We start from the raw sequence: 14,693 nt of genomic DNA, 5'->3' as shown, positions 1-14,693 counted from the left end.
CGCTTTACAAATAAGGTATTTATATACCCCACCTCACATGCCAGAAACCAGACCCGGACACCCACCGTTCGCAGGCGTAACACATCCTTAACGCCAAAAGGATACACCCTGCCCCGTTCGAACCTTCGGGCCTAACACCCCCGTCGTACCCATATGTGGCACTTGGCCAGCGATGCTTTGCTCTGACGGCGGGCGTATCTGGCTCCCAAGGGTCACCGGTGATCTTCAGCGGAGGTGAGGGATTAAAACCCCCTCGCCCAAGGCACATGCCCACATGCTCTGGCGGGCCCGCCTCTTCAAATCACAGCACCGAGATATCCGCGCAGCTCCCCGCCTCAGGCGGTCCGGGGCCGCTCGCTTTGCCCCGGCGGGATCGAATAGGTCAGCGACGCGCGGGCCACGGGCCTGTCCGGCTCGGCCTCCGCAAACAGCCGCCCCTCGCACACGGCCAAGGCGCGGCCCAGCTTCAACAGCTCCATCCGGCACAACAGCCGCCCCGGCGCGGGCTTGCGCATGAAGTCGATCGCGCAATTCGTGGTCACCGCCAAGGCCACTGGCCCCAGAACGGACAAGATGCAGAAATAGGCGCAGACATCAGCCAGCGCGAACATTGACGGGCCGGACACGGTGCCCCCCGGGCGCAGATGCTTGTCGGAGGCGGTGAGCGCCATGGTCACAAAGGGCGGTGCGATCTCGACGAAGTCGAAATCGTCGGCCACCTGGGTGAAGTCGCGCCGCAGGAAGTCGCGCAGCGCCGCTTCGTCCATCTTCACTTCCATGCCGCGCTCCCTGCCGCTACCGTGGCGTCAGGGGATCAGAAGCGAACGGAGCTGGCAAGATGAGCGATTTGGTACTGCGCAAGGACGTTGCGTCAACAGCCCACCTGACGCTGAACAACCCGGCCAAGCTGAACGCCCTGTCGGATGCGATGATCGCGGCACTGCACGCCCGGCTCGAGGAGATTGCCGAGGACGAGAGTATCCGCGTCGTGATCCTGTCGGGCAGCGGCAAGGCATTCTGCGCGGGCCACGACCTGCGCGAAATGCAGGCCGCCCGCCAGTCCGAGGATGGCGGCCAGGCCGCCTGGCTCGACCTGTTCGCGCGCTGCTCCGCCATGATGGCCCGCATCCAGTCCCTGCCCCAGCCGGTCATCGCCCAAGCCCATGGCATCGCCACCGCCGCGGGCTGCCAGCTCGTCGCCACCTGCGATCTGGCCGTGGCCCATATCGACACGAAATTCGGGGTGAACGGCGTCAATATCGGGCTCTTTTGCTCCACCCCCATGGTCGCGCTCAGCCGCAACATCCCGGCCAAGCAGGCGTTCGAGATGCTCACCACCGGCGAGTTCATACCAGCCTCCAAGGCCGTCGAGCTCGGCCTGATCAATCGCACCGCCGACGATCCCGCGGCGGAGGCCGCGGCACTGGCCCAACAGATCGCAAGCAAGCTGGGCGCCGCGGTCAAAATCGGCAAACGGGCGTTTTACGAACAGCTCGAGATGACAACTGAGGACGCATACACCTACACCGGCCAGGTGATGGCCACCAACATGGCCCGCGACGACACGGATGAAGGCATCACGGCGTTCCTGGAAAAACGCCCGCCCAACTGGGACTAGGCCGCCCACGCGCCTACTTCAGCGCCCACGCCCCACCGGGGTAAAACGCGTGATACGCGAAGGCGAACATCACGTCATGGACAAGATCGCGCCCTTGCCCGTCTTGCACCCGCACCGCACCAACACTGCGCCCGCGCGCGATCTGGCGGCTATCAAGCGCCGAGGCCTGCTCCCCCGCCCAGCTCAGCACCACCCCATGCTCGGCGATCTTCTTCTCCCGCCGCAGCCGCTCCATCGGCCAGGCCCGCGCGCCCACCCGGATCACCCGTGCCATCGGGTCGATCCCATGGGGCGGCGGCGTGCCGTCATACAGAAACGGCCGCGCGGCGCTGTCATAGCGCACATAGGGGTTGGAGCCGTAGGGAAATCCCGGGCGCGGCGCGTTCAACACTAACCCGTCGGGGTTGCGCGTCTTGAACGCCTCCCAACTCTCCATCCAGCTTGGAAGGGTCTTCAAGCTACGGCCCGCATAGGCCCCGACGATCCCCTCGCCCACCGCCTGCTGCCACCAGCTCTCCGTCTGGCGGTCATACATCACCATGTCCGAATGGCGCAGATTGCCGGAGACTCCGAAGCTCAGAACCCGCCCGCCGACCCGGCGGTCGAACACGACCCCAGAGTTGCACAGCGGACAGAAGGTCACCGCCACCGGCACCCCGCCGATCACATCATTGACGATCTCATGGACCATGAAATAGCGGATCGGGTAGGCCCGCGGCGTCTGGCCTGCCAGCTCAACGGTCAACACAGGCTCGCGCGCGCCAAGGCGGTTTTCAGTCCCAACCCGCACAAAGGTGGGATCATCAACCGCCGGGATGCCGTCCTTGCCCGGCCCGCCAGAGCGGATCTCGGACAGATCCACAGTCGTTTTCGAGAAATCCGTCTTGGGCCAGCCGGACTTCAGAAACGGGTTCTCGGCCAAGGCCACATCCGCCAAGCCAAGCCAGATCGCGATCACACATAGAAAACGGGCCATGCTGTCCTCCCCTGACACCAGGGGCAGCATGACCCGCAATCCGTCTCGGAACCACCCCGCCTCACGGCGAGGTGAAAGCGCGTTAGTCTGTCACCCGCACCGCCTGCATCTGGTCCGGCGTGCCAAGCACAGAGCCGTTCGGTCCCGCGCCGCGCTTGATCGCGTCGACGATCTCCATGCCCTCGGTCACGCGACCCACGACGGTGTATTGCCCATTCAGGAACGCGCCCTCGTCAAACATGATGAAGAATTGCGAATTGGCAGAATTGGGGCTCTGGCTGCGCGCCATGCCCACGACCCCGCGGTCATAGTTCAGGTCAGAGAACTCCGCCGGCAGGTCCGGCAGGTCCGACCCGCCGCGCCCCGCTCCGGACAGATCACCGCCCGCCTTGCCGAACTGCACGTCGCCGGTCTGGGCCATGAAGCCGTCGATCACGCGGTGAAACACCACCCCGTCATAGGCGCCCTGCTCGGCGAGGGTCGTGATCCGTTCCACATGCTGCGGGGCCACCTCTTCCAGCAGATCGACCTTGATGGTGCCATTGGCCTCGCCTGCGATATCGATCTCCAGGCCCGCCGCAAAGGCGGGGGTGCCCAGCAGCAGGACCGCGATGAGTGAGATCTTATTCACCGCCATCACCCTCGGCCTCCGGCGTCGCATCTGCTTCCGGCTCATCCGCCGCAGGTGCAGCGCCATTCGCATCTGCCGCCACCTTGACCGAGATCATGCGGTCCGGGTTCATCGGCGGCTCGCCACGGGCGATGGCATCCACGTGCTCCATGCCGTCGATGACGCGGCCATAGACGGTGTATTGCCCGTTCAGGAAGTCATTGTCCTTGAAGTTGATGAAGAACTGCGAATTGGCCGAGTTCGGGTTGGCCGAGCGCGCGGCCCCCAGCGTGCCACGCCCGTGCGGCAGCTTCGAGAACTCCGCCGGCAGGTCCGGCATGTCAGAGCCGCCAGTACCCGCAAGGCGGATGTTGAAATCCTTCTCCATATTGCCATTGGCCACATCACCGGTCTGGGCCATGAATCCGTCGATCACCCGGTGGAAGGCCACATTGTCATAGGCCCCTGCCCGCGCCAGTTCTTTCATGCGCGCAGTATGTTGCGGCGCCACATCGGCCAGCAGCTCGATGGTGACGGTGCCGTCTTTCAGTTCCATCAGGATCGTATTCTCGGGGTCTTTGATGTCGGCCATGGGGCCCTCCTCGCATTTGCTTTGGCGCACAACCTAGACACTGCCCCGGCGGTGTAAACCCCAAGACCTCTGGCGCCCGTCTCCCATTTCTTTGTTCGAAAAATACGGCGGGGGGTTTGGGGGGCTGGCCCCCCAACCGGTCGGCTTGGCGCAAGCCAAGGCGAAATCACTTCCTCAAGCGCTCCACCAGCGCATCGCGCACGGCGGGGGTCACAAAGCCCGACACATCGCCGCCGAGCCGTGCGATCTCCTTGACCAGTTTCGACGCGATCGCCTGGTGCTCGGCCTCGGCCATCAGGAACACAGTTTCGATACTGTCATCCATCGCGCGGTTCATGCCGACCATCTGGTACTCATACTCGAAATCCGCCACCGCCCGCAGGCCGCGCACGATCAGCGACGCGCCCACATCGCGGGCGCAGTGGATCAGCAGGTTCTCGAACGGGTGCGCCACGATCTCGCAGCCGGTCTGCTCGGCCAGGGCGGCACATTCCGCCTCGATCATCGCCACGCGCTCTTCTAGCGAGAAGAGCGGCCCCTTGTCGCGGTTGATCGCCACCCCGATCACCAGCCGGTCCACCAGAGAGCAGGCCCGGCGGATGATATCCGCATGGCCCAGCGTGATCGGGTCAAAGGTGCCGGGGTATAATCCAACGCGCATCAGGCAGGCCCTCGTGGTCAAAGCCCCGCCACGCAACAATATTGCGCGCAGGATTGCAAGCAGGTTGCTTGATCAGACGTCGGCGAAAAGTGCGGAGACCTCTCCGGCCGTCATGTCATGGGTCTTCTGGGCGAACCCGAAACCGCTCGGGTTCTGGTCGATGAACAGCTGCTCATGCAGCTCCAGCGCGCCAGCACAAATGCGATCAACACCCTGATGCGGAACTACATGCACGATCCATGACGCGTCACGGGGGGCTCAATGCCCCATGATCATGCCTTCAAGGGCGTCTTTCTCCATCGCAAGCTCGCTGAGGCGCGCTTTCACGACATCGCCCAGCGTGATCAATCCCACCATCTGGTCGCCCTCGACCACAGGCATGTGGCGGAACCTGCCCTGGGTCATGCGGCCTAGCACGTCATCGGCGCGGTCGGTCGTCACGCAGGTCACGAGGTTAGAGGTCATCATGCTCTCGACGCTCTCGCTCAGACAGCCCGCGCCGCGCTTTCCGATCTCGCGCACGATGTCGCGCTCCGACAGGATGCCAAGGGCGAGTTTGCCGTCCGAGGACACCACGACCGAGCCGATCTTGCGCGCCGATAAAAGCTGGGCGGCCTCGGACACAGTCGCGCCCGGCGCAATCGTCACCACGCCGTCATCGGCTTTCAGCTTCAAAATCTGGCTCACTAGCATCGCAAATTCCTCCCGGGTCCAATGGATAACGGAAGTGTGAGCGCTGCGTGCCCCTCACGTCAAGTGCCGCGCGCCCTACCGGGCCTCAAGCCGCGCAACTTCGCTGGGCACCCGCGCCACCAGCTCCGCCGCGAACCGGCCCAGCCGCGGGATGTTGCGGTCATCCGCGTGGCGCACCAGGTAGAAGCTGCGCTTGAGCGAGAACTGGTCCGGCAGCACCCGCTCCAGCTCAGGCGCGAAAGGCCGCGCGAAGTCGTGACCGATGACCAGCCCGGCCCCGCTGCGCGCCCAGTTGATCTGCACCGAGACCGAGTTTGAGGCCAGCGCCGCCCGCGGCCCGCCGATCTCGGACACGTAGTCGAGCTCGGCATCGAAAATCAGGTCGGGGATGTAGCCGATCACCGGATGATCCTTCACCTGATCCAGCGCCGTGATCGGATGCGCGCGCAGATACTCCCGGCTCGCCATCAGATGCAGGTGATACTCCGTCAGATGCTGGCTCGTCAGTCGGCCGGTCGAGGGCGGCGAGACCGTAATCGCCATATCCGCCTCGCGCTTGGACAGGTTGAACACCCGAGGCAGCGCCACGATCTGCACTTCCAGCCCCGGGTTCTCCGCACAGATGGCCGAACACACCTGCGGCAGCAGATAATTCGCGCAGCCATCAGGCGCGCCAATGCGGATTTGCCCGGTCAGCCCCTCCTGCGTGCCGCTCGCGTCATCACGCGCGCCGCGGATCGCGGTCTCGACCTCCACCGCGCGGCTCATCAATCGCTCGCCCGCACTCGTCAGCGCGTAGCCTTGTGGCGATTTGACGAACAGCACCGCCCCAAGCGCGTCCTCCAGCCGCGAGACGCGGCGGCCCAGCGTCGCCGGGTCCAGCCGCAACGCCCGTGCTCCGCCCGACAGGCTCTCCGCCCGGGCCACGGCCAGAAACACCCGCATGTCGTCCCATTTCAGCTCGGCCACGGCACACCCCATGCATTTTTGCAAAATGATTTTGGCAAACTGCCGCTTTTACCCTCAGAAATGCAAGACTACACTGGCGCCAAATCCAAGGGAGGATTCCATGACCGAGCTGACCCACTACATCAACGGTGCCCATGTCAAAGGCACGTCCGGCCGCTTTGCCGATGTCTTCAATCCCGCTACGGGCGAAGTGCAGGCGAAGGTCCCGCTGGCCTCCGCCGATGAGCTGGCCCAGGCCGTCGAGGTCGCCGCCAGGGCCCAGCCCGCCTGGGCCGCGGTGAACCCGCAGCGCCGCGCGCGGGTGATGATGAAATTCGTGGATCTGCTCAACCGCGACATGGACAAGCTGGCCGAGGCGCTGTCGCGCGAGCATGGCAAGACCCTGCCCGACGCGGCGGGTGACGTGCAGCGCGGGCTCGAAGTGGTCGAATACTGCATCGGCGCGCCGCAGATGCTGAAGGGCGACTACACCGATAGCGCAGGCCCCGGCATCGACATGTATTCCATGAAGCAGGCGCTCGGCGTCACCGCCGGCATCACGCCCTTCAACTTCCCCGCCATGATCCCGATGTGGATGTTCGCCCCCGCCATCGTCTGCGGCAACGCGTTCATCCTGAAGCCGTCCGAGCGCGACCCGTCCGTGCCGCTGATGCTGGCAGAGTTGATGGAGGAAGCGGGCCTGCCCAAGGGCATCCTGCAGGTCGTCAATGGCGACAAGGAAGCGGTCGATGCGATCCTGGAGCATGAGGTGATCCAATCCGTGGGCTTCGTCGGCTCGACGCCCATCGCGGAATACATCTACTCAAAGGGCTGCGCCCACGGGAAGCGCGTGCAGTGCTTCGGCGGCGCGAAGAACCACATGATCATCATGCCCGACGCCGATATGGATCAGGCCGCAGACGCGCTGGTGGGCGCGGGCTACGGTGCTGCGGGCGAGCGCTGCATGGCGATCTCGGTCGCGGTGCCCGTGGGTGACGAGACCGCGGATCGTTTGATCGAAAAGCTGGTGCCCCGCGTCGAGGCGCTGAAAGTCGGCCCCTACACCTCTGGCAATGATGTGGATTATGGCCCCGTCGTGACCGCCGCCGCCAAGGCCAATATCGAACGGCTGGTGCAAACGGGCATCGATCAGGGCGCCAAGCTCGTCGTCGATGGCCGCGACTTCAGCCTGCAAGGCTACGAAGACGGCTTCTTCGTCGGCGCGCATCTCTTCGACAATGTCACCACCGATATGGACATTTACAAGCACGAGATCTTCGGCCCGGTCCTGTCCACCGTGCGCGCGCAAAACTACGAGGAAGCGCTTGGCATGGCGATGGATCATGAGTACGGCAACGGCACTGCGATCTTCACCCGCGACGGCGACACCGCCCGCGACTTCGCCAACCGGATCAACATCGGCATGGTTGGCATCAACGTGCCCATCCCGGTGCCGCTGGCCTACCACACGTTCGGCGGCTGGAAGAAGTCGATGTTTGGCGACCTGAACCAGCACGGACCCGACGCGTTCAAGTTCTACACGCGCACCAAGACGGTCACCTCGCGCTGGCCGTCAGGCATCAAGGAAGGCGGCGAATTCTCCATCCCCGTGATGGAGTAACGCCCCCGATCCAACCTGACGCCCCGTCCTGCGCGTGGCGTCAGGTTCGCCACATCATGGTGCACAACGAAAAAGCGCGGCCCCCGTGGGACCGCGCTTTTGTAATTCAGGTGGAAACGGTGTTTTTACGCAGAACGCCCCAATTTCCGGCGCGCAACGAGGGCTGCGAGGCCCGTCAGCAGCAAAACACCCCCCGCAGGCAGCGGTACGGGCTCCGGCTCGTTGTCGTCGGGCTCGGCCACATTCACCACCAGCTTCTTCACTTTGAAGGCCGAATGGTTCTCGGATGCGCCGATGGCGAAGAGCGAAGATGTCTCGGTATCGAGGTGCACCCAAGTGGCAACTTCGTTCGAGCCTTCGTACAGGAGTTGACCGTTATCGCCCACGAACAGATCGAATACATCGTTGGAGCCGTAGCTGCCGAAGCGGATCGAAGCGATCGACACATCAGAGCCGTTGAAGTCGAATTTCAGAGCCTCGTTCCAGTGCCCGTCAACCCGGTGATCATCGCCCCAATAGCTATAAATATAAAGCCCATAGCTGTTTTGACGGGTGACTTTCAAAGACGTCCAGGCGTTCAGCTCGTCGCCTTCGTTCTGCGGCGTGACATAGCCATGGGCCGACACGTCAAGATCAAGGCCGTCCTTCTCAAAGGACAACTTCGAGGCGCGCTGGAAGTACCCGGAGTTCTCCGAAGCACTCGCGAAATCGAAGGTAACGGTCGTGGCCTGTGCCGCCAGCGTAGCACCTACTGAAAGGGCTGCGGTCACGAGGGCGCCTGCAAAGAAGTTCATCGGATACTCACTACGTTAATTTTCCGTTCATCTTTGATACCAGAACCCAGCACCGACGCACAAGCCGTGCAGAGGCGGACCCGACGTCAACTTCGCGGGGAATTTTGCGACGAATGCATCCCTTGGCAGCTTGCCCGCCCTCTCGATCGGTGGTTATTTGCACCGGCGTTCAATTCCTGCCCGCACGCCCAGCCCCGAGGATCACATGGACTTCGCCCTCTCAGAAGAACAAACCGCCATCTTCGACATGGCCAAAGCCTTCGGCGACGAGCACATCGCGCCCTTTGCCTTGCAGTGGGAAAAGGACGAACACATCCCCAAGGCGCTTTGGCCCAAACTGGCGGAGCTGGGTTTCGGCGGGCTCTACGTCTCGGAAGACAGCGGCGGCTCGGGGTTGTCACGGCTCGACGCGACGCTGGTGTTCGAGGCCCTGTCGCATGCCTGCCCCTCGGTCGCGGCGTTCCTTTCGATCCACAACATGTGCGCGGCGATGATCGACAAGAACGGCTCCGACGCGCTCAGGGACAAGTTCCTCGACCGCGCGCTCACGATGGAGACGTTCTTCTCCTACTGCCTGACGGAGCCCGGATCCGGCTCCGACGCCGCAGCGCTCAAGACCCGCGCGGAGCGGACCAACGAGGGCTACACGCTCACCGGCACCAAGGCCTTCATCTCCGGCGGCGGCTATTCGGACGCCTATATCGTCATGTCGCGCACCGGCGAGGACGGGCCCAAGGGCATCTCTGCCGTCATCGTCGAGGACGGTGCGGACGGGCTGTCTTTCGGTGGTCTCGAGGACAAGATGGGCTGGCGCGCCCAGCCCACGCGGCAGGTGCAGCTCGACGGCTGCAAGATCCCGTCCGAAAACCTGCTCGGCGATGAGGGGCGCGGCTTCACCTATGCGATGCAGGGCCTTGACGGCGGGCGGCTCAACATCGCGGCCTGCTCGCTGGGGGCTGCGCAATCCGCGCTCGACAAGACGCTGGCCTATATGGCCGAGCGCCACGCCTTCGGCAAACCGATCAACCAGTTCCAGGCGCTGCAATTCCGCCTTGCCGATATGGAGATCGAGCTGCAAGCCGCCCGCACCTTCCTGCGCCAGGCCGCGTGGAAGCTCGACACCGGCGCGCCGGATGCCGCCCGCCACTGCGCCATGGCCAAGAAATTCGTCACCGAGGCCGGATCGAAGGTCGTTGACGACTGCCTGCAACTCCATGGCGGCTACGGCTACCTCGCCGATTACGGGATCGAGAAGCTCGCCCGTGACCTGCGCGTGCATCAGATCCTCGAAGGCACCAACGAGATCATGCGCATGATCACCGCCCGCGGCATGATCGCCGCATGAGCGACATCTCGATCCGCATCGAAGGCTGCGCCGGGCGCATCACGCTGCAGCGCCCCGATGCGCTGAACGCGCTGACCTATGACATGGTGCTTGCGATCGAGGCGGCGTTGGATGATTGGCGCGGCGCCGATATCGACCTCGTTCTGCTCGACGCCGAAGGCGACCGCGCCTTCTGCTCCGGCGGCGACATCGCGGATATGTACAAGAGCGGGCAAGAGGGCGATCTGGACTATGGCCGAAGGTTCTGGCGCGACGAGTATCGGCTGAACGCCAAGATCTTCGAGTATCCCAAGCCGGTGGTCAGTTTCCTGCAGGGCTTCACCATGGGGGGCGGCGTCGGCGTCGGCTGCCACGGCACCCACCGCATCGTCGGCGACAGCTCCCAGATCGCGATGCCCGAATGCGGCATCGGGCTGGTACCCGATGTGGGCGGCTCGCTGATGCTGGCGCTGGCTCCCGGGCGCTTGGGCGAATATCTCGGCACCACCGCCACCCGCATGGGCCCTGCGGATGCGATCTACGCGGGCTTTGCCGATGCCTATCTGCCGGAGGCCGAGTGGGGCGCGCTCAAGGCGCAGCTCGTGCAGACCGGCGAGATCCCCGACCTGACCGCGATCCCGCCCGAAGGCACGCTGCAGGCCCTACGCCCGCAGATCGACTACCATTTCAGCGGCGAGACCCTCGCCGACATCCTGCGCTCTCTGGCCTCCGAGCAGACCGAGTTCACCGCCCACGCGCTCAAGGCGATCGGCCGCAACGCGCCGCTCGCCATGGCCTGCAGTGTCGAGATCACCCACCGGCTGCGCGGCGCCCGTTCGATCCGGCAGGCGCTCGATCAGGAATTCCGCTATACCTATCGCGCCGTGGCCCAGGGCGACTTCATCGAGGGCATCCGCGCCGCGATCATCGACCGCGACCGCCAGCCCAAATGGGCGCATGAGGGTCCGGACAAGGTCAAGGATATCGAGGTGGCGCAAATGCTGCTGCCGCTCGGATCCGAGGCGCTCAACTGGGAGGATATGCCATGAAAATCGGCTTCATTGGACTTGGAAACATGGGCGCGCCGATGGCCGCGAACCTCGCGCAAGCGGGACACGAGGTGGTGGGCTTTGACACGGTCGCAGCGCCGCAGGGCCTCACCATGGCAGGCTCCGCCGCCAAGGCCGCAACAGGCGCGGATGTCGTCATCACCATGTTGCCCAACGGCACGATCCTGCGGGCCGTGGCCGACGAGATCATCCCGGCGATGGCGCAGGGCGCGACCTTGCTCGATTGCTCCACGGTTGATGTCGACAGCGCCCGCGCGGTGGCCGACAAGGCGCAGGCCGCTGGCCTCCACGCGGTTGACGCACCCGTCTCGGGCGGCATCGGCGGGGCGTCGGCCGGGACGCTGACCTTCATGGCCGGCGGCTCCGACGAAGCATTCACCACCGTCAAACCGCTCTTCGACATCATGGGCCAGAAGGCCGTGCATTGCGGCCCGTCCGGCAATGGGCAAGCGGCCAAGATCTGCAACAACATGATCCTCGGCGTCACCATGATCGGCACCTGCGAGGCGTTCGCGCTGGCCGACAAGCTCGGCCTCGACCGCCAGAAGATGTTTGACGTGGTCTCGACCTCCTCGGGCTATTCCTGGACGATGAACGCCTATTGCCCGGCCCCGGGCGTGGGCCCCGAAAGCCCCGCCGACAATGACTACAAGCCCGGCTTCGCGGCGGATCTGATGCTGAAAGACCTGCGCCTGAGCCAGCAGGCGGCGGAGGCAAGCGATGCCGACACCCCCATGGGCGCGCGCGCGACCGAGCTTTACGCAGAGTTCGTCGAACACGAGGACGGGGCCGGACGCGACTTCTCCGCCATGCTGCCCCGCTTCGTGTCGCGCAGGCGTAGCTAGTCTCCATGTGGTCGGAAATACTCTGGTGGGAGGCCCGTGCGGCGGGAGGTGAAACCTCCCAAGAGCACAAACAGTTCGCGCGCGCGTCAGCGCACATTTGGATCCGGTCTGGGGAAAAGTGGCGCGGTTGACGGGGCTCGAACCCGCGACCCCCGGCGTGACAGGCCGGTACTCTAACCAACTGAGCTACAACCGCGCATCGCGCCTGGAAGTGTCGAAAGTGCAGCGGTGGCGCGGTTGACGGGGCTCGAACCCGCGACCCCCGGCGTGACAGGCCGGTACTCTAACCAACTGAGCTACAACCGCCCGCTGCACGTCTGATCTCTCAGGCGTGGGAGGGTATTATGGCCCCGTCCCGGCCCCGTCAAGCGACGATGCGAGGGTTCGTGCGAATTTTCCGCACGCGCCGTGCTGCCTCAGGCCGCGACACCGGCAAGATGCTGCGCCAGGTGTTCCAGGCGGCTGGAGATCAGCATCAATTCGGTGACCGGCTGCCCCAACTCGGAGCGCGCCAGAAGATAGGCGCTGACCTCGACGATGCGCGACGCCTGCTCGACCAGTTCGGCGGTGGCCTCGGGCTGGAGGCCCGCATCGCTGAGGCTGTAGACGTCGTCCACATGGCTCTTGATATCCGCCGCCAGAGCCTTGATTTTCAACGTTTCCACCGTGACACTCCCCTGCACATGAACTCTGCGGGCTAAATGGGCCACCAAAACGTCCCTGTCTGTCCCGCAGATGTGGGACGTGACGTAACGTCAGACCGGAAATCTATTTTTCGTGGGCCGGGTTGCGCGACAGCGAAATCAGCCCGGCCCCGATGGCCTTGATCGCGGCGGTCGTGCGGTCATCGACATCGAGCTTCACGAATATCCGCTTCATCAGCGTATCGACCGTGCTGCGCGACACTCCGAGGGCCGCCGCGACCTCCCCATTGGATCGCCCGATGGCCACCAGTTCCAGCACCTGCGCCTCGCGCGGGCTGAGCTGCCCGCCTTCGATCGCGCGCGGCACCAGGCTGCAGTAGCGCAGATGCGCCGCTTGCAGTCCCACCTGGATCGCCCGAATTTCCGACTGCTCCATCTCCCGGCGCGGGCCACCGAAGCCCAACCCGAAATAGCCGTTGCGCAAGAGCGGCCCGAAAACCTGCATCGCAATCCCGTCGCCAAGGCCCGCCGCCAGCAGTTCGTCGAGATAGGCCGAGTTATGCGCGGTCAGGGTCATCCGCTCGCCGACATCGCTCCAGAAAAACGGCTCGGTAGACATCACCGCCGCTATGGGGATCGGGTCCACCATGGACAGCGCGTCGTCGATGTAATGGCACACCCATTCGCGTGGAAAACCATCGGTCTGGATCGCCGTCTCGCGGCTCGCCCCGTCCTCGGCCATGTCGAAATGATGATAGCTCACCAGTTTGAACCCGGCGTCATGGGCAAAATCAAGGATCAGGGTCCAGAGAGCATCGGCCGTCTCAATCCCGGCCAATCGGGTCAAAAAGTCTTCAAGCGTCACGCGGGAGCACCTCTCGTCGCGACTTAAATTTGTGCGCAGGATACCGCACCTGCGGCGAAAGCTCAAACGCTCGTTCAGCGACGTCATCATCGTGTACGACAAAAGAGGAGATGGTGGGTCGTGAGAGGCTCGAACTCCCGACATCTTCGGTGTAAACGAAGCGCTCTACCAACTGAGCTAACGACCCGTCCGGGCGCCTAGATAGCGGAGGTCGGTCTGTGCGCGCAAGCCCTATTCGAGCCGGATTTGGTGCCCGCGCACCATGTGGAACACAACCCCCTGCCCGCCCGGCAATTCCCCCAGACTGCGCGGCGGAAGTCCCATATAGAGCGCGCGCAGCATGCGGCTGGTCACCCCATGGGTGATCATCAGATGCGGACCCTCAAGCGCGTCAAGCAGAGCTGCGCAGCGCGCGGCCAGCCCTTCGAACCCTTCGCCGCCCGGCGCGCTATCATACTTCGCAAGCGCCCCATCCGGGGTAAATTCGGTGATCCGGCTGGGGGTCAACTTGGCGCGGATTTGCCCGGCCCAGTCTCCGACGTCGATCTCACGCAGGCGCGCATCGGTGCTCAAGCGCGCCAGAGCCGCCTCCGGCAACACGATCTGCGCCGTGGCCCGGGTGCGCCCCAACGGGCTGCTCATCAGCGTGAAAGCCCCCAGGTCAAAGCCGGATAGGATTTCACCCTGCCTGCGCGCCTGCGCTCGTCCGCGCGCGGTCAAGGGGCTGTCCAGATGGCCCTGCATCCGGCCCTCGAGATTCCATTCGGTCTCGCCATGGCGCAGGATCAGAAGCTCTGGATAGGTCATTGCCGCCCCCGTGAGACGAGAAGCGCGCCCTCAGCGGAAACCGCGGGGCGCGCCTGAAACTGGTGGGTGATAAGAGATTTGAACTCCTGACATCTTCGATGTGAACGAAGCGCTCTACCACTGAGCTAATCACCCGTGCGGGGGATTTAGCGTTACTCGGCGGCCTCTGCAAGAGGGTCTTTTGGCGCCGCCCCGCCCGGCTCTTTCAGCTTGGCGCGCAGCACAACGAGCTTGCCATTGGGCGTCTCCTTGCTGCGGGCGATCTTGATCTTGCCCAAGGGCGGAAGGTTCATGTCGCGCCCTTCGCGCAGCGCCCCGGCGATCACCCCCATCGTCGCTTCCAGCGCGCGGCGGGCGTCGCCCTTTTTCATGCCGCTCTGGGCCACCATGCGTTCGACCAGCTCTTTCTTGGTCAGCGGGTCCATCCCCGGCACGTCCGGCGCCGTCGCAGGTGCTTTCGTCGCGACAACCTTCGCCTTCGGCGCGGTCTTGGCCGCTGCGGTCGGCGTCTTGCTTGCGGCCAGCGTCTTGGAGCGCTTCGTTTTGGTCTTGGTGGTCGGTTTGGTGGCCATTGGTCCCTGTCCCATAAGGTCGTTTTGTCGGAGCCTACCTGCTCGCTTGCGCT

At 64.4% G+C, this 14,693-nt stretch carries 17 protein-coding genes, 4 tRNA genes and 1 pseudogene; 5 read left to right on the top strand and 17 right to left on the bottom strand.

Translation table 11 applies throughout. The annotated features are described in order from the left end of the window. Positions 1–335: 335 nt before the first annotated feature. Entirely contained in the window at positions 336–779 is a 444-nt protein-coding gene (locus C8N43_RS02130; RefSeq protein WP_107844037.1) for a PaaI family thioesterase, read from the bottom strand. A 59-nt stretch (positions 780–838) separates the two neighbouring features. On the opposite strand from C8N43_RS02130, the gene C8N43_RS02125 reads away from it, so the two are divergent. After that, a complete protein-coding gene (locus C8N43_RS02125; RefSeq protein ID WP_107844036.1) occupies positions 839–1,618 on the top strand; it encodes an enoyl-CoA hydratase in 780 nt (259 codons plus the stop codon). Positions 1,619–1,631: 13 nt separating this feature from the next. Here the strand turns inward: C8N43_RS02125 and C8N43_RS02120 are convergent, their stop codons facing one another. The 7 genes and pseudogenes from C8N43_RS02120 to C8N43_RS02095 all read right to left on the bottom strand — a co-directional run bounded on the left by C8N43_RS02120 (position 1,632) and on the right by C8N43_RS02095 (position 6,110). Beyond that, complete coding sequence (locus C8N43_RS02120; RefSeq protein ID WP_107846202.1) at positions 1,632–2,594, bottom strand: DUF3179 domain-containing protein; 963 nt, start codon at positions 2,592–2,594, stop codon at positions 1,632–1,634. An 82-nt stretch (positions 2,595–2,676) separates the two neighbouring features. Continuing rightward, positions 2,677–3,225, bottom strand: coding sequence for a peptidylprolyl isomerase (locus tag C8N43_RS02115; RefSeq protein ID WP_425437027.1), 549 nt, complete (start codon positions 3,223–3,225; stop codon positions 2,677–2,679). Between the two features lie 67 nt (positions 3,226–3,292). Then, a pseudogene (locus C8N43_RS02110) lies at positions 3,293–3,796 on the bottom strand (peptidylprolyl isomerase); the annotation flags it as partial. A 166-nt stretch (positions 3,797–3,962) separates the two neighbouring features. Continuing rightward, complete coding sequence (coaD, locus tag C8N43_RS02105; RefSeq protein WP_107844033.1) at positions 3,963–4,457, bottom strand: pantetheine-phosphate adenylyltransferase; 495 nt, start codon at positions 4,455–4,457, stop codon at positions 3,963–3,965. A gap of 72 nt (positions 4,458–4,529) precedes the next feature. After that, positions 4,530–4,691, bottom strand: coding sequence for a hypothetical protein (locus tag C8N43_RS19525; RefSeq protein ID WP_158269891.1), 162 nt, complete (start codon positions 4,689–4,691; stop codon positions 4,530–4,532). Positions 4,692–4,715: 24 nt separating this feature from the next. Next, complete coding sequence (locus C8N43_RS02100) at positions 4,716–5,150, bottom strand: CBS domain-containing protein (RefSeq protein WP_107844032.1); 435 nt, start codon at positions 5,148–5,150, stop codon at positions 4,716–4,718. 75 nt (positions 5,151–5,225) lie between these two features. Then, on the bottom strand, positions 5,226–6,110 hold the full coding sequence (locus C8N43_RS02095) for a LysR family transcriptional regulator (RefSeq protein WP_107846201.1): 885 nt from the start codon (positions 6,108–6,110) through the stop codon (positions 5,226–5,228). Between the two features lie 109 nt (positions 6,111–6,219). Between C8N43_RS02095 and C8N43_RS02090 the strand changes: the two genes are divergently transcribed. Next, positions 6,220–7,719: a CoA-acylating methylmalonate-semialdehyde dehydrogenase gene (locus C8N43_RS02090; RefSeq protein WP_107844031.1), complete on the top strand. Its 1,500-nt coding sequence runs from the start codon at positions 6,220–6,222 to the stop codon at positions 7,717–7,719. Positions 7,720–7,844: 125 nt separating this feature from the next. Here C8N43_RS02090 and C8N43_RS02085 read toward each other — a convergent pair whose 3' ends face one another. After that, entirely contained in the window at positions 7,845–8,513 is a 669-nt protein-coding gene (locus C8N43_RS02085; protein ID WP_107844030.1) for a VPLPA-CTERM sorting domain-containing protein, read from the bottom strand. A 205-nt stretch (positions 8,514–8,718) separates the two neighbouring features. Here C8N43_RS02085 and C8N43_RS02080 point away from each other — a divergent pair, with 205 nt between their 5' ends. From C8N43_RS02080 to mmsB, 3 genes are read left to right on the top strand one after another with little or no spacing between them, the layout of a single operon-like run. Continuing rightward, the gene (locus C8N43_RS02080) at positions 8,719–9,858 is read left to right on the top strand and encodes an acyl-CoA dehydrogenase family protein (protein ID WP_107844029.1); all 1,140 of its coding nucleotides are present in this window, start codon (positions 8,719–8,721) and stop codon (positions 9,856–9,858) included. Continuing rightward, positions 9,855–10,886 (top strand): enoyl-CoA hydratase/isomerase family protein, encoded by a 1,032-nt coding sequence (locus C8N43_RS02075; protein WP_107844028.1) that lies wholly within the window; start codon positions 9,855–9,857, stop codon positions 10,884–10,886. Before C8N43_RS02080 ends, C8N43_RS02075 begins: the two co-directional genes overlap by 4 nt. Further along, on the top strand, positions 10,883–11,752 hold the full coding sequence (gene mmsB / locus C8N43_RS02070) for a 3-hydroxyisobutyrate dehydrogenase (protein ID WP_107844027.1): 870 nt from the start codon (positions 10,883–10,885) through the stop codon (positions 11,750–11,752). Before C8N43_RS02075 ends, mmsB begins: the two co-directional genes overlap by 4 nt. Before the next feature lie 119 nt (positions 11,753–11,871). Here the strand turns inward: mmsB and C8N43_RS02065 are convergent. The 8 genes from C8N43_RS02065 to C8N43_RS02030 all read right to left on the bottom strand — a co-directional run bounded on the left by C8N43_RS02065 (position 11,872) and on the right by C8N43_RS02030 (position 14,640). Then, a tRNA-Asp gene (locus C8N43_RS02065) sits at positions 11,872–11,948 on the bottom strand. A gap of 33 nt (positions 11,949–11,981) precedes the next feature. Then, positions 11,982–12,058: transfer RNA gene (locus C8N43_RS02060), tRNA-Asp, on the bottom strand. A 110-nt stretch (positions 12,059–12,168) separates the two neighbouring features. Continuing rightward, complete coding sequence (locus C8N43_RS02055; RefSeq protein WP_107844026.1) at positions 12,169–12,417, bottom strand: hypothetical protein; 249 nt, start codon at positions 12,415–12,417, stop codon at positions 12,169–12,171. 103 nt (positions 12,418–12,520) lie between these two features. Next, the gene (locus C8N43_RS02050; RefSeq protein WP_158269890.1) at positions 12,521–13,261 is read right to left on the bottom strand and encodes a helix-turn-helix transcriptional regulator; all 741 of its coding nucleotides are present in this window, start codon (positions 13,259–13,261) and stop codon (positions 12,521–12,523) included. Positions 13,262–13,372: 111 nt separating this feature from the next. Continuing rightward, positions 13,373–13,448, bottom strand: a tRNA-Val gene (locus C8N43_RS02045). 44 nt (positions 13,449–13,492) lie between these two features. Beyond that, positions 13,493–14,068 (bottom strand): histidine phosphatase family protein, encoded by a 576-nt coding sequence (locus C8N43_RS02040; RefSeq protein WP_107844024.1) that lies wholly within the window; start codon positions 14,066–14,068, stop codon positions 13,493–13,495. Positions 14,069–14,128: 60 nt separating this feature from the next. Continuing rightward, positions 14,129–14,203 (bottom strand) — tRNA-Val (locus tag C8N43_RS02035). A gap of 17 nt (positions 14,204–14,220) precedes the next feature. Then, positions 14,221–14,640, bottom strand: a complete 420-nt coding sequence (locus tag C8N43_RS02030) for an HU family DNA-binding protein (RefSeq protein WP_158269889.1) — start codon at positions 14,638–14,640, stop codon at positions 14,221–14,223. Between the last annotated feature and the right edge of the window lie 53 nt (positions 14,641–14,693).

The sequence above is a fragment of the Litoreibacter ponti genome, from assembly GCF_003054285.1.
GTDB classification, from domain to species: domain Bacteria; phylum Pseudomonadota; class Alphaproteobacteria; order Rhodobacterales; family Rhodobacteraceae; genus Litoreibacter; species Litoreibacter ponti.
The sequence above is the reverse complement of the archived record's forward strand: the minus strand, read 5'-3'. Positions and strand labels throughout refer to the sequence as shown.